Source organism: Neisseria sp. S1 (assembly GCF_048060015.1).
GTDB classification, from domain to species: domain Bacteria; phylum Pseudomonadota; class Gammaproteobacteria; order Burkholderiales; family Neisseriaceae; genus Neisseria; species Neisseria arctica.
In genome coordinates this window covers 20,573-39,607 of record NZ_JBLUPI010000005.1, presented here as the reverse complement: position 1 = coordinate 39,607, position 19,035 = coordinate 20,573, and the positions used below count along the sequence as shown (strand labels likewise).

Below are 19,035 nucleotides of genomic sequence, written 5' to 3'. Positions count from 1 at the left end.
ATTCAGGCACTTATTCAAAAACGATTTTAGTTCGTTTTTCAGACGGCCTGAGCTATTAACGTCGGGTACGGCATGAATACGGGCTGTATTCAACTACCTCTTGCCGGGTAATATTGTTGTAGACACGGATGATTGCATTCGGATATACCTTACACAATGAATCCCGAGCCACTTCAATACCGGCTTTATTACTGTTGATTTTAAAATGTTTGTTTACAGGTTGTCCGCTAGCAGTATAAGCGCCAACAGCATATTCTTTTCCCTGCCAACTTGCGCAAGCGCCCAACAGTAAAACAAATGTCAATGCAGCATATCTCATGCCGTTCCCTTTAAATTTAGGCCGGATCCAATTGTTTTTCAGACGGCCTTATAAAACTACAAAGGCCGTCTGAAAACAAATTACAGATCCAACAGTAAGCGGGCCGGATCTTCCAGAGCATCTTTAATAGCTACCAGGGTCAATACGGCTTCACGACCGTCAATAATGCGATGATCGTAAGAAAGTGCCAAATACATCATCGGGCGGACAACGACTTGGCCATTTTCAACGACGGCACGCTCTTTAGTCGCATGCATACCTAAAATCGCTGATTGGGGTGGATTGATAATCGGCGTAGACATCATTGAGCCGAAAGTACCTCCGTTTGTAATACTGAAAGTACCACCGGTCAGATCATCCAAAGAAATCTTGCCGTCTTTTGCTTTAACTGCATAATCTACAATGGCTTTCTCGATATCAGCAATGCTCATTTGATCTGCATCGCGTAAAATCGGCACAACTAAACCGCGCGGGCTGCCAATGGCGATACCAATATCAAAGTAACCGTGATAAACAATATCATTGCCGTCAACAGAGGCATTAACGACCGGGTATTTCTTCAATGCCGCTACAGCTGCTTTAACAAAGAACGACATAAAGCCCAGCTTCACGCCGTGCTCTTTTTCGAATTGTTCTTTATATTTGCTACGCAAATCCATAACCGGCTTCATGTTAACTTCATTGAAGGTAGTCAGAATTGCATTTTCTTGTTGTGAAGCCAACAAACGCTCCGCGACACGGGCGCGCAAGCGGCTCATCGGCACACGCTGCTCCGGGCGTGCACCGGCCGGTACAGAAGCCGAAGGTGCTGCCGCTGTCGCTTTAGGAGCAGCTTGTGCATTTTGCACATCTTCTTTTAACACTCGCCCGTCGCGACCTGAACCTTGTACGCCGGCAATATCAACACCTTTCTCGGCAGCTAGTTTGGCAGCAGCCGGCATGGCCACACCGGCTTGAGCATTGGAAGATACAGGTGCGGTTTCAGCTGTTTCGGTTTGAGCTTGAGCGGGAGCTTCAGTAGCGGGTTTTGCTTCTGTTTTAGCGGCTTCGGTATCGATTTTAGCCAATAATTGCTCTGCAACAACTGTTTCGCCATCTTGCGCAATGATTTCTACCAATACACCTGCTTGGGGAGAAGGCACTTCAAGTACAACTTTATCGGTTTCTACATCAATCAGGATTTCATCACGCTCAACATATTCACCGACTTTTTTATGCCAGCTCATCAGCGTACCTTCTGAAACGCTTTCTGATAATACAGGTACTTTTACTTCAACAATCATTTTGTTCTCCAGTTTGGTATGCAGCCGTCTGAACATTCAGACGGCCTTATAGTCGTTAGTTCAATTCCAATGCATCATCTACCAACTGCTTCAGTTGGGCAATGTGCTTACTCATGTAACCTACTGCAGGAGAGGCGCTGCTTGGACGTCCAGCAAAAGAAACTTGCTGTCCTTCTTTGCATAAACGCTCCAAGCGATGGCGGGTCTGATACCACGCGCCTTGGTTTTTCGGCTCTTCTTGCGCCCATACGATTTGGGTTGCGTTCGGATATTTCTCCAATTCGGCTTGAGCTTCTGCATACGGGAACGGATACAGCTGTTCAATACGTACAATAGCGATATCATCGGTAAGGCTACGCTCGGCACAAGCTTTAGCCAAATCATAGTAAACCTGACCCGAACACATCACAACACGTTTTACGCTGCCGTTATCCTTACGTTCAACCGCATCGCCGATCACCGGACGGAAGGTAGAGTTTTCCGTAAAGTTTTCCAGCGGGCTCATTGAATCTTTAAAGCGCAACAAACGTTTCGACATAAAAATAACCAATGGTTTACGATAAGTTCGTAAAGCCTGGCGGCGTAGGATATGGAACATTTGCGAAGCTTCAGACGGCATAACAATCTGCATGTTGTGCTCAGAACAAAGTTGTAACCAACGCTCCAAACGTGCCGAAGAGTGCTCAGGTCCCTGGCCGTCATAACCATGTGGCAAAATAGTTGTCAAACCGCACAAACGTCCCCATTTGGTTTCGCCGGAAGAAATAAACTGGTCGATTACAACTTGGGCGCCGTTGGCAAAGTCGCCAAACTGAGCTTCCCAAATCACCAATTTATCAGGTGCTGAGCAGGCATAACCATACTCATAAGCCATTACGGCTTCTTCATTCAAAATTGAATCGATAACGACAAAGTCGGCTTGTCCTTCTGCCATATGAGCTAAAGGAACATATATTCCGGCATCGCGTTTTTCACGATTTTGGTCATGCAATACTGCGTGACGGTGGGAGAAAGTACCGCGACCGGAATCCTCACCGGAAATACGCACACCGATACCGTTCGTTACCAAGCCGGCATATGCTAATGTTTCCGCCATGCCCCAATCAATCGACTGTTCGCCGGCAGCCATAGCCTTACGGCTTTCCAATACTTTTTTCACCGTATTGTGCAAAGCCAAATCTTCCGGTACTTCGGTAAATTTATCTGCCAAACGTTTGATATCTGCGGCAGACAAGCTGCTATCCACTTCTTCGCGCCAATCTTTACCGTTGTACTTCGACCAATCAACACGATGTTTGCTTTCATAATCAGACAGGCGGGTTTGCTCTACATGCTCGCCTTTGTCTAAAGCATTACGGTATTCTTGGATATATTCTTCGGCATCTTCGGCTTTGATTACACCTTCCGCTACCAGTTTTTCTGCGTACAACGCACGAGTGCCCGGGTGTTGGGCCACCTTTTTGTACATCATAGGCTGAGTCAGGTACGGATCATCACCTTCGTTGTGGCCGAGTTTGCGGTAGCAAACCAAATCGATAACCACGTCTTTATTGAAGGTACGACGGTAATCCATAGCAATTTGCATTACGTAACATACTGCTTCAGGATTATCCGCATTGACATGGAAAATCGGCGCCTCAACCATTTTGGCAATATCGGTACAGTGCGTTGTCGAACGCACATCACGGGTATCGGAAGTAGTAAAGCCGATTTGGTTGTTAATCACCAAATGGATTGTACCGCCCGTCATATATCCGCGGGTTTTGGAAAGGTTAAAGGTCGCCTGGTTAACACCTAAGCCGATAAATGCAGAGTCACCGTGAATCAGAACAGGTAATACCTGTTTGTGGCCCTCTTCTCCGCGGCGGCGCTGCTTGGCACGGGTCGAACCTTCAACTACAGGATTGACGATTTCCAAATGCGAAGGGTTAAAGGCCAAAGTAACATGCATCGGACCGTTCGCCGTAGCGATATCCGAACTGAAACCCATATGGTACTTAACGTCGCCGCTAGGCAAAAGCGCCTCTGCACGGCCTTCAAATTCGGCAAACAGATCGCGCGGAAGTTTGCCTAAAGTATTCACCAATACATTCAGACGGCCACGGTGCGCCATGCCGATAATCACTTCTTCCACACCGTCTTTGCCTGCGTTGTGAATGAGATAATTCAAACCGACAATAGCACTTTCGCCTCCTTCTACGGAGAAACGTTTTTGTCCTACATATTTGGTATGCAGGTAACGCTCAAGTGTTTCTGCGGCAGTTAGCTGCTTCAGAATACGGCGTTTTTCATCTGCACTATATTGCGGTGTAGAAAGAGTTGTTTCGAATTGTTTGCGAATCCAACGGCGTTCATTAGCATCTGAAATGTGCATGTATTCGACACCGATATTACCGCAATACGTTTGTTTTAATTTGCTGATAATGTCAGACAAAGGCAATTTTTCACTGCCGCAGAAATCGCCTTGGCCAATGTTAAACTGTACAGCCATATCGGCATCACTTAAGCCGTGATATTTTGGATCCAATGCATCCACATTACTTTGGGATACCCGTTTTAACGGATCCAAATCAGCTGCTCCCGAGCCTTGGATACGGTATGCCGAAATCAAGCGTAAAACCGATACCTGTTTTTGCAATAAAGCAGGATCCACTCCTGCCGCAACAGGCGGACGCTTGGCTAAATTAATAAAAGATTCCTGAATCGGACGGTGGGCAACATCACGCTCAACCGCGCCCGGTTGAGTTTGCAATTGCCCGAAATATTGTTTCCAATGCTCATCTACTGAGTCTGGATTGTTGAGGTAATTTTCGTAAAGCTCTTCAATATAAGGTGCGTTTGATCCAAATAAATAAGAAAAACTCTGTTTGTCGTCCATCATGGCTAAAGCCCTTTGTTGGTCAAAAATAAAGAGTAGAATAGGCCTATTTTCAAACATTTATATTTGAAAATATGCTTATTCTACTCTCCGTATTCGGGTATGGCAGCTTCTGTCCGCACTTTTACATAACTTCAATTTTATAGTTAAAGCCGTCTGAAACAGGTTCAGACGGCTTCTGAACTAACTATTTTTAATTTGTATTCGGATTTGCAGTTTAACGTTTATCTACCGGAACATAATCACGGCGGGCTGCACCGGTGTAAAGCTGGCGCGGACGGCTAATTTTATGACCCGGATCGGCAATCATTTCATGCCAATGCGAAATCCAACCTACTGTACGCGCTAAGGCGAAGATAACGGTAAACATAGAAACCGGGATACCCAATGCAGACAATACGATACCTGAGTAGAAATCCACATTGGGATACAGTTTGCGTTCAACGAAATAAGGATCGTTCAGAGCAATTTGCTCCAACTCCATCGCTAATTTGAACTTCGGATCATTTTCCAAGCCGAGTTCTTTCAGCACTTCGTAACAAGTTTCACGCATAATGTTAGCGCGAGGATCCATATTGCGGTAAACGCGGTGACCGAAGCCCATCAAGCGGTATTTACGCTCTTTCACGCCTTCCATAAATTCAGGAACACGCGATACATCACCAATTTCATCCAGCATCTTCAACACGGCTTCATTAGCACCACCGTGTGCGGGACCCCACAAGCTCGCAATACCGGCAGCAATACATGCAAACGGATTAGCACCAGAAGAGCCGGCCAAGCGCACGGTAGAAGTAGAAGCATTTTGCTCGTGATCAGCATGCAAAATAAAGATACGGTCAAGTGCACGCACCAATACCGGATTAGGTTGATACTCTTCGCATGGTGTTGCAAACATCATGTGCATGAAGTTTGCGGTATAAGACAAATCATTGCGTGGGTAGTTGAACGGTAAACCGTTTGAATAACGGTAACACATTGCAGCGATTGTCGGGATTTTCGAAATCAAACGGAACTCTGCAATACGACGGTGATCCGCATTATTGATATCCAAGCTATCTTGATAGAATGCAGCCAATGCACCCACCACACCTACCATCATAGCCATCGGATGTGCATCACGACGGAAACCGCGGAAGAACCAAGTCAACTGCTCATGTACCATAGTGTGGCGGCTTACGGTATGCTCGAATTGGGCTTTTTGTTCGGCTGTCGGCAATTCGCCGAAAATCAGCAGATAGCAGGTTTCGAGATAGTCACTATTTTCCGCAAGTTGCTCAATCGGGTAACCGCGGTAATAGAGCTGGCCTTTTTCGCCATCAATAAACGTGATTTTCGATTCGCAGCTGCCTGTAGAAACAAAACCCGGGTCGAAAGTAAACATGCCTGTTTCTTTGGTAAAAGTACGGATATCGACAACATCGTTGCCTAAGGTACCTTCCAAAACCGGCAGCTCAAATGCTTCTTGGCCTTCAACTTGCAACTTGATGGTTTTAGACATCTCTTTAACTCCTATTTTCTTATTTGAATACAATGCAGAAAACTGCATAGTGTGTTTCAGACGGCCTGTTGGAACAGAATCCTCAAGCCTTCCTGATCTTTTCCAAAAGCGGGATAAAATGCAGTTGGTCCGTTGTTTCTTTCCGATTCACCAAGGCTAAAAACTCTTGATCCGGCAAATCTAAAATTTCAACAAACACTGCCAACTCATCATCACCCAAGTGTTGGAATTCTTTTTCCATAAACCGCCCGAGCAGGATATCCAGCTCGAGCAGTCCTCGACGGGTTTGAAAACGTATACGCCGTTTCTCAGTTTCGTCAAATTTTGCCATATGGTCAGATTGCCCGTTTCAACATAATTTCTTTAATCTTACCGATGGCTCTGGTCGGATTCAAGTGCTTCGGACACACATCCACACAGTTCATAATAGTGTGGCAGCGGAACAGGCGGTATGGGTCATTTAGGTTATCCAAACGCTCATTGGTAATGGTATCGCGGGTATCTGCGATAAAACGGTAAGCATTCAATAAGCCTGAAGGACCTACAAACTTGTCCGGGTTCCACCAGAATGACGGACATGCTGTCGAACAGCAGGCGCACAAAATACATTCGTACAAACCATCCAGCTCTTTCCGGTCCTCTTGGCTTTGCAAACGCTCTTTATTGGCATCTACAGGCTCATCATTTACCACATAAGGCTTAATCGAGTGATATTGCTTGAAGAATTGGGTCATATCCACAATCAAATCACGGATAACAGGCAACCCGGGCAGAGGGCGCAATACAATCGGCTGTTTCAGGCTGCGAATATCAGTTAAACATGCTAAACCGTTTTTACCGTTGATATTCATGCCGTCTGAACCACAAATACCTTCGCGGCAAGAGCGGCGGAACGATAAGGTATCATCTTGCGCTTTCAACTTAACCAAAGCATCAAGCAATTTGACATCAGTAGGCTCGATTTCGATCTCGTAATCTTTAAGATATGGCTTTGCATCCACATCAGGATTATAGCGATAGACTTTAAAACGTACTTTTTCCATGTGCTGTTGTCCTTAGTAAACGCGTTTGGCCGGTTCAATGTAATCTACGGTCAGCGGCTTGGTATGAACCGGTTTGTAAGAGAGACTGTTATCTGCGGTGTAGAATAAAGTATGTTTCATCCAATTTTCATCATCACGCTCTGGATGGTCATCCGAAGCATGTGCACCGCGTGACTCTTTACGCGCTTCCGCCGAAATCAAAGTAGCTTTTGCCACTTCAATCAAGTTATCCAATTCCAAGGCTTCGATACGGGCGGTATTCCAAACTTGGCTCTTATCTTGAATCTCAGTATTTTTTACACGTTCAGCCAAAGCCAATACTTTATCAACACCCTCTTTTAAGATGGCATCTGTGCGGAATACGCCTGCATGCAACTGAACAGTACGCTGTAATTCGCGGCGCAACGCATCAACATTCTCACCGCCTGTTTGATTATTCAAACGATCCAAACGGGCTTTTGTCAATGCTCCGGCATTCGCCGGCAACTCTTTCCAACCGCTTTGCTTGTTAATATATTCAATCATACTGTCGCCGGCCGATTTACCGAATACTACCAAGTCAAGCAGTGAGTTGGTACCCAAACGGTTTGCACCGTGAACTGAAGCGCAAGCGCATTCGCCAGCTGCATACAAACCATTGACTACAGCTTCCGGATTACCGTCTTTAGGGACAACTACCTCGCCTAGATAGTTGGTAGGAATACCGCCCATCATATAATGGGTGGTCGGCACAACCGGAATCGGGTCTTTAATTGGATCAATGCCTGCAAACTGAATGGAAATTTCACGGATACCCGGAAGTTTTTCCATAATCTTTTCGGCACCGATATGGTCGATTTTCAGCAATACATGGTCTTTGTTTTTACCACAGCCGCGACCTTCGTAAATTTCCATCGCCATGGCACGTGATACTACATCGCGAGAAGCCAAATCTTTTACTGTCGGCGCATAGCGTTCCATAAAACGCTCACCGTTGCAATTCAACAAGATACCGCCTTCGCCACGAACACCTTCTGTGATCAGCACACCGGCACCGGCAACGCCGGTAGGATGGAATTGCCAAAACTCCATATCCTCCAACGGAATACCGGCACGGGCACAAATACCCAAACCATCACCGGTATTCATAAAGGCATTGGTTGAAGAAGCATAGATACGGCCCGCACCGCCGGTTGCGAATAAAACAGCCTTAGCGTGGAAAATGTAAACATCTCCCGTTTCCATTTCCATCGCCGTTACGCCGACCACATCACCGCTTTCATCACGAATCAGATCCAGCGCCGTCCATTCCACAAAAAATTGTGTATTGGCACGCACGTTTTGCTGATACAGAGTATGTAGCATCGCATGACCGGTACGGTCTGCAACCGCACATGCACGCTCTACCGCACGTTTACCCCGCTCAGCCGTGTGACCGCCGAAAGGACGTTGATAAATTTTGCCGCTTTCGACGCGGTCAAAAGGCATACCCATATGTTCCAGCTCAATAACTGCTTCTGGAGCACGGCGGCACATGAACTCAATGGCATCTTGGTCACCCAACCAATCCGAACCTTTTACAGTGTCGTACATATGCCAATCCCAGCGGTCTTCTTGGACATTACCCAGAGAAGCAGAAATACCACCTTGAGCCGCAACGGTATGCGAACGCGTTGGGAATACTTTTGACAATACAGCAGTATTCAAGCCAGATTTCGACAATTGAAGGGCGGCACGCAAACCGGCACCGCCGCCGCCAACAATAACTGCATCAAATTTACGAACAGGAAAACTCATACCAACCCCCAAATTACTTTAACCGAATACACCAAGCAGCCCACCAGCCAAACAATGGTTGCAGATTGTAAAAACAATCGCAAACCGAAAGGCTTGATGTAGTCCATCCACAAATCGCGGATACCTACCCAGGCATGTAAAAACAAAGCGATAAAAGTAACTTGGGTCAGAACTTTAACCCAGGTTTGAGCAAAAAATTCCTGCCAAGCCTCATAACCGCTCGGCAAAGACAAAAGAAAAATAACAAATGCAACTGTATAAACCAACATAACGACTGCTGTAATCCGCTGCATCGCCCAATCGCGCAGGCCGTAATGGGCACCGGCCAGTTTACGGTCTACCATAACCATGCTCCCAAAATAACTGTCAGCACCAAAGCCGATACAAATACCACTTTGGCGGTTAAACGTGCGGTCTCAAGTTCCAAACCTTTATGCGCATCCAACAGCAAAAAGCGGATACCTGCAATCGAATGATGCAGATATGCCCATAAAAGGCCGATTAACACCAGCTTGACCAAAGGATTAGACACAACATTTTGATAGGTTTCAAATGCTGATTCGCTGCTCAAGGTACCGGCTAAAAAACATAGCAAAAGCGGCAGGCTCACGAACAAGATCACTCCGCTGATACGGTGCAGGATGGAAACAATTCCCGGAATCGGCAACCTGATATTGGGGAGTTCCAGGAATACAGGGCGTTGCTTCGTCTGCATTTCAATTCCTCTTTGATATTTTTCTCAATAATCTCAAAACCAAAAACAGTAGGTACTTAATTCGTACAACTACCTTAGTTTGCATAATTTACATTGTTTATCAATTATTGAACAGTCTTTTTTTGCATATTTTTTAATGAAATTTAACAACAAGCTTACATAGAATCAGATTTAATTCCACTACATAGCGGCATAATTCAACGACAACAATCATTTAGAGGTGCACTTACTCGAAAATCCCGCCAAAGGCCTAAAAATAAAGCCTCATAAATATTATTGACGTAATAATCATTGCAAAAATATTTCCTCAATAAAGCCGCCAAATTATCCGGCAAGTAGCCACACCAGCCGGGTTAACATTGATGGAAACATCCAATTACCCTTTTCATTCAAATCAAATCTTTTGGTTCTAGAGTTGGCATCCTGATACTTTCTTTACCATCCTCCGCCTAAGGCTTTATACAGATTAATAGAGGCTTGTGCGCCAGTCACTTGGGTATGCAGTAGGTTTTCAGCCATTTCGTATTGCATCAACCGGGCTTTTAAAGCCTCATCCAACGTTTTATGGCCGTATTTAAACAGTTTTTGAGCATCTGCAGCTTGTCTGGCTGCCTGCTGCTGGGCTTTAGCCAACAACAGGCTTTGTCTGCTTAGAGCATATTTGGCTTGATATGTGCTATCAACTTCCCCTAAAGCCCTTAAAACAGCTTGATCATATTGTAAAAGAGCAGCCAGCAAACGGGCATCGCTGGCAGCGATATTGGCTTTGAGCCGTCCGTTGGTAAAAATCGGCACTTGTATACCCACGCTCAACAAATTCCCCCAACCCTTAAGCGCACTATCGCTATCAACAGAAATTTTTCCACCCTGCCCTAAAAAATTAATAGTAAAACGGGGTAGCAAATCAGCCTTAGCGCTGGCAAGTTTGGCTGCATAAGCATTTACTTGCGCCTCCTGGGCACGGATATCCGGCCGGCGCCCTAACATACCTTGAGGCGTCTGTCCCGAAGGTGCCGCAGGTTGTATCGCCAATACGTCAATAGAAGATTCGGGCAAATTGAATTGCTGGGGCGTTTGCCCGATTAATACGGCTATTTTACGTACCGCCGTATCATATTCCGTTTGGATGGTGGCTTGCCTTGCCTGCAAAGCCGTGAGCTTGCTTTCAACATCACCTACTTCATAGCGTGTTTGCTGCCCGGATTGAAAACGACCTGTCACATATTGAAGCATACGCTGCATAACAGTGATTCGCTGTTGGGATATCTGCATACTTTTTTGGGCTGCACGCGCTTGAAAATAGTTATCTGCAATATCGGCGGCCAACAATATCTGCGCTCCATACACCTGTTCCTGTACACCTATAGAAGCATAGCCGGCAGCATCTGCATCACTGCGTTTGGCACCGAAAATATCAGGCTCCCAAGAAGCTGTAAAACCTCCCGTCAGGCTGCTTCCTTGAATGCTTTGCGTATCATCAGCCATATTTGAGGTTTGCGGAAAACGGCCAAGCAAAGCGCGTGTATCGCGATTGAGCGGATTATCCGCATTTCCCCGTATCAAACCTGCCGAACCGCTCAAGCCCACCATTGGCCCCATATCGGCTTCTGCCATTTTGTTAATCGCACGTGCTTCATTTAAGCGGCTAAGCGCAATACGCATATCGTGATTCTGGGTTAGCCCCTGCTCAATCAATGCCGTCAATACTGGGTCATGCCAATTACGCCACCATTGCTTGATTTCGGTACTCCCCTTGGCAGCTGCCGCGTGGTCAAATTTCTGTGGTATTTCAATTTGGCTTTTCAAAGGCACAGAAGTATTTTGGCAAGCGGACAGCATAACAACGGCCAACAAACCTACAGACCAAACAGGTACTTTTGTTTTCATCATGCTTTTCCTTTCAGACGGCCTCTGCTTTATCCTTGCTGCTCGAGCATTTTTTTAAAGCGAAATAATGCAAATACAATGAACACGGCACCTGTCAGCACCATCGCCAACAGCTGAGGCCAAACAATTTCCAAACCCGCACTGCGGAATAATACGTTTTGTGCAAATTGTGCAAATTGAGTAGACGGCCAATATTCGCTAAGCTGCCTAGCAACTTGCGGCATATTGCTTCGCGGTGCTCCGGAGCCTGAAAACAGCAGCATAACCATAAACACCGGCAACATCAGCAGACCGAATTGCGGCATGGTAGGAGCAATAGTGGCAAGCATAATCCCCAAAGCAGCAATCGAAAACAGATATACACCCGCTCCCAGCGAATACAACATAATGGCCGAACTGTCTATCGGAACGCCGATAACTTTATGCACCATAAACCACATTGATAACTGCGAAGCTGCCAAGATCACGATGCCGTTCGACAACACTTTCGCCATCATGATTTCTACGGCATTTACCGGCATCACCAACAAATGCTCTATCGTACCGCGTTCCCGCTCACGAATAACCGCTGCACCCACCAACACCAAAGAAAGTAATGTAATCATATTGCCGACTTCCATTACCGGCATATACCAATCGCTACGGCTGTTTGGATTGAAAACGATATTCACAACCGGTTCGACGGGCATCATCGCCTCGTCCCCTTTTATATGGAGAAACTCGTTAACCTGCCGTCTGAAAATCTGATTGATATAAGATGCGCCTACACCCGCCTGCGTCATAGTGGTTGCATCAATCAACAATTGTAGCTGCGAACCTCTTCCCGCCAGCACATCACGCTCAAAATTGGGCGGAATGTCGAGAATAAAAATATACTGCCCGGAATCCAGCGCCGCGTCTGCCTCTTCACGGGAAATATCTTGAACAGGCTTAAAATAAGGTGCTTGCAAGGCATCGCGTATGCGGTACGATAAAACCGACCTATCCGCATCCATCACCGCTACCGTCGCATTTTTCACATCGCTGCTTACACCTTTGGCTACAGAATAAATCGATGCCGAAAAAACAAACACTATCATCAATACAAGCATCGGGTCGCCGAAAAGACTGCGTAACTCTTTCACGGCCAGATGCCAAATAGTCTTCAATACACGCATCCCGTTACACCTCTTGCTTTTTCAACAACAGGCAGGCAGCCGTTAAGAATACCGCAGCACTCACTGCCAAAACCGCAAATTCACCGTATAGGCCCAAAAAATCCAAACCTTTTGTAAACGTACCGACACTGATGCGCAGATACCATGACGCCGGAAAAAGCGTACCTATCCAATAAGCACTACCCGTCATGGTAGAAATGGGGTATAGGAAACCGGAATAATTTACCGTAGGCACCAATGTGATAATAGCGGTTACAAATATTGCCGCCACTTGCGAGCGCACAAAACTGGATACCAATAAACCCAGGGCGGTAGATACGCATATCATCAACACCGTACCTAAAGTCAACGCGGCAAACGATCCTTTCAAAGGCACCTGAAACCAAAAAATCATCATGAAAAACAAAACGCAATAATTCACCATGCCGGCAACGATATAAGGCAGCTGTTTGCCGACCAGATACTGGGATACAGTAGTCGGCGAAGCATACAGGTTTGCAATCGAGCCGATCTCTCGTTCACGTACGACACCTATGGCCGTCATCATGGCAGGGATCAACATCAGCACCATCATCATAATACCCGGCGCTACGGCATACATACTTTTGAAATCTTGGTTATAAAGAAAGCGCGCCTCCATATCCGCCGCTGGCTGCAATGAAACCGGCAATCCCGTAGCAAGTAGCGAATCCCGGGTATACAGAGAGAGAATCCCTCCCACATACGCCTTGATATTTTCCGCATTAAACGGCGCGGATCCGTCTATATAAAATCCGACTTCCGGACGGTTGGCACGCATCATTTCCACACCGAAGCCGGAAGGTATATCAATCACCAATTGTGCTTCGGCACTTTTCAACACACGGTCGATATCGTTTCGTGTTTGTAGTTGCGGCAGCTCAACAAAATAAGGCGAACCTGAAAAATATTCGACAAGCTCACGGCTTTGGGTGGTCTGATCCTGATCAAAAACAGCAAATCGCAGATTTTGAACATCAAATGAAATACTCCAGCTCAAAGCCGCCATTAAAATCACCGGCCCGAGCACGGCAAAAAACAAACGTATTTTGTCGCGCAATAACTCTTTGGCCTCTCGCGCGGCAAACGTCCATACTCCGCCCAACCAGCTATTTCCCGAAGCCGCCGCTTTTTCAGACGGCCTCAATTCCTGTGCCGGCAAGCCGTCTGAAAAAATGATTTTATGTTGATTGGAATTGGAGTTTTTTTCAGACACCACTTGCAAATGGTTTGAAACAATTTGTGCGGTTTCAGAAGGCAGATTTTCAGAAGGCATTGTTACCGCTTGGTTTTCTACCTCTTCGTCCGCCAATAAATATCCGATAAAAGCCTCTTCTAAATCGGAAACATTTTGTTGCTTCAGCAACTCCTGCGGGGTGCCAACCGCCAATACCCGCCCGCGGTGCATAAAGGAAATACGATCGCAACGGGCGGCTTCATTCATAAAATGTGTAGAAACAAAAATGGTAATGCGGTCTTCGCGTGAAAGCTTAAGTAAATGACGCCAAAACATATCGCGTGCGGCCGGATCCACGCCTGAAGTCGGTTCGTCCAAAATCAACACTTCCGGCCTATGCAAGCAAGCGGCGGCCAGCTGCAACCGCTGACGCATGCCCAGCGAAAGTGCCGCCGGTGGAGTATCGGCCACATCTGCCAAATCAAACTGCTGCAAAGCCTCTCGAACTGCCCGCCGTCCTTCCGCTTCACCCATCTGATATAAGCGCGCATGCAGTTCCAAATTTCGACGAACGCTTAATTCTTCATATAACGAAAACGCCTGCGACATATATCCGACCCGCATACGCACATCCATCGCGCCCGCATCTACAGGTTTACCTAATAATTCAGCGGTTCCCTCACTGGCTTCGATCAAACCTGTCAGCATTTTCATGGTTGTGGATTTGCCGCATCCGTTCGATCCTAAAAATCCGAAAATTTCACCTTTTTGAATGGTAAAACTCACATTATCCACCGCCGTGAAATTACCAAAGCGCTTGGTCAGCCCGTGCGCTTCCATCGCAGGAGGCTGCCCTTCTGCAGCGACAAACGGTGTCATTTCCAAGCTACCCACCCCTTGGCGCTTCTCATCCGGCAGCATGGCGATATAGGCCTCTTCCAAAGATTTTGCCCCGTAATGCCGCATTACCTCGCGCGTCGGACTATTAACCAGCAATTTGCCGTCATCCATTGCCCAAAGGTGTTCGAAATGCTCGGCCTCTTCAATATAGGCCGTAGCGACAATCACCGTCATTCCGCCGATTTCCTGCTTCAGGGTTTCAACCAAAGCCCAAAACTGCCGGCGCGACAACGGATCCACACCCGTAGTCGGTTCATCCAAAATCAACAGGTCGGGATTATGTACCAAAGCGCAACACAAACTTAATTTCTGTTTCATGCCGCCTGAAAGCTTTCCGGCAGCACGATCAGGAAACGGAGCCAAGCCCGTGGCATCCAATAATCTCTGAATACGCTGCTTGCGCTCCCGTATCTCCAAGCCGAACAATCTTGCGTGAAAATCGATATTTTCATATACCGACAACGTAGGATAAAGATTACGTCCCAAACCTTGAGGCATAAAAGCAATGCGGCACGCTAAATCTTGTCTGGCCGCTTTATCTTCAATATCACCGCTCAATACCGTAATACTGCCGTTTTGTAGCACTTTCACACCCGCTATCAGCGACAGCAAGGTAGATTTACCGACACCGTCCGGGCCGATTAAGCCGACGGTTACTCCTCTTGGTAACTCTAAAGATATATTATCGAGCGCAAGGGTTTTACCGTAATGATGTGATACGGCATGAAGGGTAACGGCTGATGTTTGTTCGGTATTCATCCATTTCTTTCAGACAGCCTCAAACCACAACATCAGGTTTTAAGCCTCAAGCGGTTGATTTGATAAACGGGCGCAAACAAAATACCGCCCGTTTTCCCATGCTTAAATCCTAACTGCCACAAATAATCCTTTACCCACCGGCACAGTCGTGCATCTGAATTCCTTGTCTGCGGCCACCAAAGCCAAAAATTCAGCACACTCCTCCGGATGCGATAAAACATTGTCCACAGCCAACAGGCTGCCGGGTTTGGCCAAAATTCTTTGCAGATGCGGCCAATAACCGGCATAACGGCTGCGGTCCGCATCAAGAAACACCACATCGTAATATTTTTGATACTCAGCCAAAAAATCACCGGCATCGCATACTTCCATGCGAACGTAACCATCAAGCTTCATTTCCCGCAAATGCTGCTTAGCCGTTTTTTTACGCTCTTTATTTATCTCTAACGTTCGCACCGAACCACCGTGATCCCGCACCGCATCGGCCAACCACAAAGTGGAATAACCTCCCGAAGTACCTACCTCTAATACTTTCTTCGCCTGCTTGCTACGTACCATAACCGTCAGCAACGCCGCTGTTTCGGGCTCTAAACTCAACCACCGATTGAGACGATCCGCTTCTCCCTCATCATGCTGTTGATATTGCTGATAAAGATTTTCCAAATACTGTTTCAACTTCGCTTTCATACTTTTCTCCTCTGTTTACCAAATAACTTCAGACAGCCTCTAAATGACAATTACCATTTAGCCGATGCTGCATGGCAATTTCGATTATCGCCAAACAGGCCGTCTGAAAATATGACAACATTAATTAATTTCTTATTATTCAGTTTTTCACATCAGGCAACCTAACCGCCAAATTTGCCGGCCATTGGGCTTGGGCATCGGTACGGACATAACCGTTACCCGTCATGCCGCCTTTCAACAAACCTTCATATCGGAGCGCTACTTCCGCCGGCACTTTCAAGCGGACTTTAAACATCAGCTTTGCACGTTCATCCGCTGTTTCCACTGCTTTAGGCGTAAACTGGGCGGAATTAGCAATAAAACTGATTTTGGCCGGAAATACCGCATCAATATTGTCGAGTACGATACGTGCTTCATCTCCCACCTTCAGAGGGCTCATTTGCGCATTAGGCAGAAAAATATTCATAGAAACATCCGAGGGATCAAGCAAACTCACCACTTTGCTACCTGCCGCGATCACACTGCCAGCATCAGCAATTGTATATTCCACCCTTCCGGAGATAGGCGCACGGATAACCATATCATCACTCACCGAAGCAGCTCCATCTGCTTGTGCTTGGGCAGCCGAAGCGGCAGCCCGCGCTTCAGCCCTTGCGGCCCGCGCCGCATTCAACGATGCGGTAGCACTATCCAATGCAGCTTTACGCTTGGCTACCTCAGTGTCCGAAACCAAGCCATCACGTTTTAATTTTTGAGCATTATCCAACTCTAATCCGGCCACTTTCCTTTGCTGTTCGTATGCCTGTATTTCCGCATCCGCTCGGGCAACGGCTTCCTGTGCACGCTGTTTTTGAGCTTTTGCCGCATCCAGTTGGCTACTGGCGGACTCGGAAGCCAGCTCGGCCAATATATCCCCCTCTTTAACATAGCTGCCCTCGTCTACCGGCACCATCTGTATCCGACCTGCATAGAGCGAAGCCACATCCAAACGGTTTAATTCCAAACGACCGTTCGAAGCCGAAAAGCCTTCGGGTAATTCATTGTGGTTCCGCTGTTGATAGGCATACAACCCCACTAACACGAGCACCGCCAATACCAACACGACAAACATTTTTTTCATACCTGCCCCTCAACCGAAAACAACCTCTCATCAGGGAATAAAGCCGCCAACGCCCAATCAATACGACGGCAAATCGCCTCATCCGACAAAATATCAGGAATATGCTCCCCTAAAGCATCAGACAACACACCCATTTCACTCAACCGCATACCGATTACCATAGGTCCGATAACCGAACTGCTCAAATAAGCCAGTCTATGGACTTGTTCCGCTTCTTCTAATGTTCCGCAGGCTGCCAACAAATCTAAAAAATATTCTGTTTGCAAACTGAAATTCTGCCGCCAAAACCCAGCCACTATCTCCGCACCCTCACCACTATCGGCAAATGCCCGACGTACCCAATCAAGGTTGTCTCGTATGCAAAAGGCCAACATTTGCAGAGAATTTTTCAGCTTTACCAACGCATTGCCTTCTAAACCGGCCAGGTTCAGACGGCCAAAAGTTTTTTCATGCTGTGTTTCCAGTACTTCATGAATAAAGGTGTTTTTATCGGCAAACAGATGGTGAAACATCCCCGGGCTCAATCCCGCCTCTGCCGCTAACAAGCGTACGGATAATTTGTCATAACCATACTGCGGATAAAGCCGTAAGCCGGCATTAATAAATTGTGCACGGGCATGGTCGGACATAATCAAAACTTTCCGTCATCAATAATTGGACACCCGTCCAATATACTGCATACTGCCTTATACAACAAGCCACCTAATACTTTACCAATATCTGCAAACTCTCCCAAACAACACATAACAATATGTATTTAAAATAAATTTTACACTTCAAACTAAAAGATTTTTACATAGCTTATCTGAAAGACAAAACAAAACCGCTTTCCAACTCCCTATAGGATATTGGAAAGCGGCATAGAACCGTATGTAACGTGATTGAAAATTAAAACGGTACGTATTGGGTCGGATTCACCGGCTTACCGTTTTGGCGGACTTCAAAATGCAACTGAGTACGAGAAGCATCGGAATTACCCATACGGGCAATAGTTTGGCCGCGTTTTACAGTTTGCCCTTCTTTTACCAGCAAGCTTTGATTGTTACCGTAAGCGGTTAAGAAAGTAGAGTTATGCTGCACGATTACCAAATTACCGTAACCACGCAAGCCCGAGCCTGCATATACTACTTTACCGTCTGCCGCGGAAACCACTGCTTGGCCTGCCGTACCGACAATTTCTACGCCTTTATTATTGCCGCCGAAGTTAGTTGCAATATTACCTGCCGTCGGGCGCTGCCAAGTAATACCTGCAACATTGCGGGTACTGCCCGATACGGTTGGGGTCGACGCCGGAGTAGCAGGGGTTGTCGAAGCTACCGGTGCGGTTTGACGCGGAGCAGGGGTGTCAGCGGCCACGGCGGGAGCAACATAACCAGCCGGCTTCACACGCAATACTTGGCCCACGCCGATGTTATTATCAACCAAATTATTCCATGCACGCAGATTGTCTTGGGTAATATTGTAGCGTTTGGAAATGTTATAAACAGTATCACCCCGCACTACTGTATGTGTTGCCGCATTAATATCTACCGGCGCATAAGAAGGAATATAAGTACCTGTAGAAGCAGGAGCGGCAGGAGGCGGGGTATAAGGTACGGGAGCTGAACCTGCCGCATTCGGATCATAAGGTGTTGCGCCGTAAGGATTCTGATCGGCAGCACCCACCGTGCTGCCCACTGTGCCTGCGGTTCCCTGCACCACCGGAGCTGCCGGCTGCTGCAGCCACGAACATGCACCCAAAGCCAATACAACGGCGGCAGGAGCAATACGGAATGCGGTTTTTCTTAACATATCTCTAATACCTTTTGTTTGGTG

The 19,035-nt window shown here is 46.8% G+C and carries 16 protein-coding genes; all 16 read right to left on the bottom strand.

What is annotated here, in order from left to right:
* Positions 1-55: 55 nt before the first annotated feature.
* Positions 56-319, bottom strand: coding sequence for a hypothetical protein (locus tag ACEPPX_RS04960; protein WP_047760536.1), 264 nt, complete (start codon positions 317-319; stop codon positions 56-58).
* A gap of 80 nt (positions 320-399) precedes the next feature.
* Positions 400-1,602, bottom strand: a complete 1,203-nt coding sequence (gene odhB, locus ACEPPX_RS04955) for a 2-oxoglutarate dehydrogenase complex dihydrolipoyllysine-residue succinyltransferase (protein ID WP_047760631.1) — start codon at positions 1,600-1,602, stop codon at positions 400-402.
* Positions 1,603-1,657: 55 nt separating this feature from the next.
* Positions 1,658-4,483 carry a 2-oxoglutarate dehydrogenase E1 component gene (locus ACEPPX_RS04950; RefSeq protein ID WP_416623171.1) on the bottom strand — a complete coding sequence of 942 codons (2,826 nt, stop codon included), beginning with the start codon at positions 4,481-4,483 and terminating at the stop codon, positions 1,658-1,660.
* Positions 4,484-4,697: 214 nt separating this feature from the next.
* Positions 4,698-5,981 (bottom strand): citrate synthase, encoded by a 1,284-nt coding sequence (gene gltA, locus ACEPPX_RS04945; protein WP_416623170.1) that lies wholly within the window; start codon positions 5,979-5,981, stop codon positions 4,698-4,700.
* Positions 5,982-6,063: 82 nt separating this feature from the next.
* Positions 6,064-6,312 (bottom strand): succinate dehydrogenase assembly factor 2, encoded by a 249-nt coding sequence (locus tag ACEPPX_RS04940; RefSeq protein WP_047760538.1) that lies wholly within the window; start codon positions 6,310-6,312, stop codon positions 6,064-6,066.
* A gap of 4 nt (positions 6,313-6,316) precedes the next feature.
* Positions 6,317-7,024 (bottom strand): succinate dehydrogenase iron-sulfur subunit, encoded by a 708-nt coding sequence (locus ACEPPX_RS04935; RefSeq protein ID WP_047760539.1) that lies wholly within the window; start codon positions 7,022-7,024, stop codon positions 6,317-6,319.
* A gap of 12 nt (positions 7,025-7,036) precedes the next feature.
* Positions 7,037-8,800: a succinate dehydrogenase flavoprotein subunit gene (gene sdhA / locus ACEPPX_RS04930; RefSeq protein ID WP_047760540.1), complete on the bottom strand. Its 1,764-nt coding sequence runs from the start codon at positions 8,798-8,800 to the stop codon at positions 7,037-7,039.
* Positions 8,797-9,144 carry a succinate dehydrogenase, hydrophobic membrane anchor protein gene (sdhD, locus tag ACEPPX_RS04925; protein WP_047760541.1) on the bottom strand — a complete coding sequence of 116 codons (348 nt, stop codon included), beginning with the start codon at positions 9,142-9,144 and terminating at the stop codon, positions 8,797-8,799. The genes sdhA and sdhD overlap by 4 nt, the downstream gene beginning before the upstream one ends.
* Positions 9,138-9,515 carry a succinate dehydrogenase, cytochrome b556 subunit gene (gene sdhC, locus ACEPPX_RS04920; protein WP_047760542.1) on the bottom strand — a complete coding sequence of 126 codons (378 nt, stop codon included), beginning with the start codon at positions 9,513-9,515 and terminating at the stop codon, positions 9,138-9,140. Before sdhC ends, sdhD begins: the two co-directional genes overlap by 7 nt.
* A gap of 435 nt (positions 9,516-9,950) precedes the next feature.
* Positions 9,951-11,405 carry an efflux transporter outer membrane subunit gene (locus tag ACEPPX_RS04915; RefSeq protein WP_416623169.1) on the bottom strand — a complete coding sequence of 485 codons (1,455 nt, stop codon included), beginning with the start codon at positions 11,403-11,405 and terminating at the stop codon, positions 9,951-9,953.
* A gap of 26 nt (positions 11,406-11,431) precedes the next feature.
* Positions 11,432-12,559: an ABC transporter permease gene (locus ACEPPX_RS04910; RefSeq protein WP_416623168.1), complete on the bottom strand. Its 1,128-nt coding sequence runs from the start codon at positions 12,557-12,559 to the stop codon at positions 11,432-11,434.
* A gap of 4 nt (positions 12,560-12,563) precedes the next feature.
* Entirely contained in the window at positions 12,564-15,413 is a 2,850-nt protein-coding gene (gene rbbA, locus ACEPPX_RS04905) for a ribosome-associated ATPase/putative transporter RbbA (protein WP_416623167.1), read from the bottom strand.
* A 102-nt stretch (positions 15,414-15,515) separates the two neighbouring features.
* Positions 15,516-16,100: an O-methyltransferase gene (locus ACEPPX_RS04900; protein ID WP_416623166.1), complete on the bottom strand. Its 585-nt coding sequence runs from the start codon at positions 16,098-16,100 to the stop codon at positions 15,516-15,518.
* Positions 16,101-16,239: 139 nt separating this feature from the next.
* Positions 16,240-17,220 (bottom strand): HlyD family secretion protein, encoded by a 981-nt coding sequence (locus ACEPPX_RS04895; RefSeq protein WP_416623165.1) that lies wholly within the window; start codon positions 17,218-17,220, stop codon positions 16,240-16,242.
* On the bottom strand, positions 17,217-17,849 hold the full coding sequence (locus ACEPPX_RS04890; protein ID WP_416623164.1) for a TetR/AcrR family transcriptional regulator: 633 nt from the start codon (positions 17,847-17,849) through the stop codon (positions 17,217-17,219). Before ACEPPX_RS04890 ends, ACEPPX_RS04895 begins: the two co-directional genes overlap by 4 nt.
* A 259-nt stretch (positions 17,850-18,108) precedes the next feature.
* A complete protein-coding gene (locus ACEPPX_RS04885) occupies positions 18,109-19,011 on the bottom strand; it encodes a peptidoglycan DD-metalloendopeptidase family protein (protein ID WP_416623163.1) in 903 nt (300 codons plus the stop codon).
* Between the last annotated feature and the right edge of the window lie 24 nt (positions 19,012-19,035).

What these genes read in the sequence shown, in the direction of transcription:
- ACEPPX_RS04960 (WP_047760536.1), bottom strand. Translation starts at nt 319, where the DNA reads ATGAGATATGCTGCATTGACATTTGTTTTACTGTTGGGCGCTTGCGCA.
- odhB (WP_047760631.1), bottom strand. Translation starts at nt 1,602, where the DNA reads ATGATTGTTGAAGTAAAAGTACCTGTATTATCAGAAAGCGTTTCAGAA.
- ACEPPX_RS04950 (WP_416623171.1), bottom strand. Translation starts at nt 4,483, where the DNA reads ATGATGGACGACAAACAGAGTTTTTCTTATTTATTTGGATCAAACGCA.
- gltA (WP_416623170.1), bottom strand. Translation starts at nt 5,981, where the DNA reads ATGTCTAAAACCATCAAGTTGCAAGTTGAAGGCCAAGAAGCATTTGAG.
- ACEPPX_RS04940 (WP_047760538.1), bottom strand. Translation starts at nt 6,312, where the DNA reads ATGGCAAAATTTGACGAAACTGAGAAACGGCGTATACGTTTTCAAACC.
- ACEPPX_RS04935 (WP_047760539.1), bottom strand. Translation starts at nt 7,024, where the DNA reads ATGGAAAAAGTACGTTTTAAAGTCTATCGCTATAATCCTGATGTGGAT.
- sdhA (WP_047760540.1), bottom strand. Translation starts at nt 8,800, where the DNA reads ATGAGTTTTCCTGTTCGTAAATTTGATGCAGTTATTGTTGGCGGCGGC.
- sdhD (WP_047760541.1), bottom strand. Translation starts at nt 9,144, where the DNA reads ATGGTAGACCGTAAACTGGCCGGTGCCCATTACGGCCTGCGCGATTGG.
- sdhC (WP_047760542.1), bottom strand. Translation starts at nt 9,515, where the DNA reads ATGCAGACGAAGCAACGCCCTGTATTCCTGGAACTCCCCAATATCAGG.
- ACEPPX_RS04915 (WP_416623169.1), bottom strand. Translation starts at nt 11,405, where the DNA reads ATGATGAAAACAAAAGTACCTGTTTGGTCTGTAGGTTTGTTGGCCGTT.
- ACEPPX_RS04910 (WP_416623168.1), bottom strand. Translation starts at nt 12,559, where the DNA reads ATGCGTGTATTGAAGACTATTTGGCATCTGGCCGTGAAAGAGTTACGC.
- rbbA (WP_416623167.1), bottom strand. Translation starts at nt 15,413, where the DNA reads ATGAATACCGAACAAACATCAGCCGTTACCCTTCATGCCGTATCACAT.
- ACEPPX_RS04900 (WP_416623166.1), bottom strand. Translation starts at nt 16,100, where the DNA reads ATGAAAGCGAAGTTGAAACAGTATTTGGAAAATCTTTATCAGCAATAT.
- ACEPPX_RS04895 (WP_416623165.1), bottom strand. Translation starts at nt 17,220, where the DNA reads ATGAAAAAAATGTTTGTCGTGTTGGTATTGGCGGTGCTCGTGTTAGTG.
- ACEPPX_RS04890 (WP_416623164.1), bottom strand. Translation starts at nt 17,849, where the DNA reads ATGTCCGACCATGCCCGTGCACAATTTATTAATGCCGGCTTACGGCTT.
- ACEPPX_RS04885 (WP_416623163.1), bottom strand. Translation starts at nt 19,011, where the DNA reads ATGTTAAGAAAAACCGCATTCCGTATTGCTCCTGCCGCCGTTGTATTG.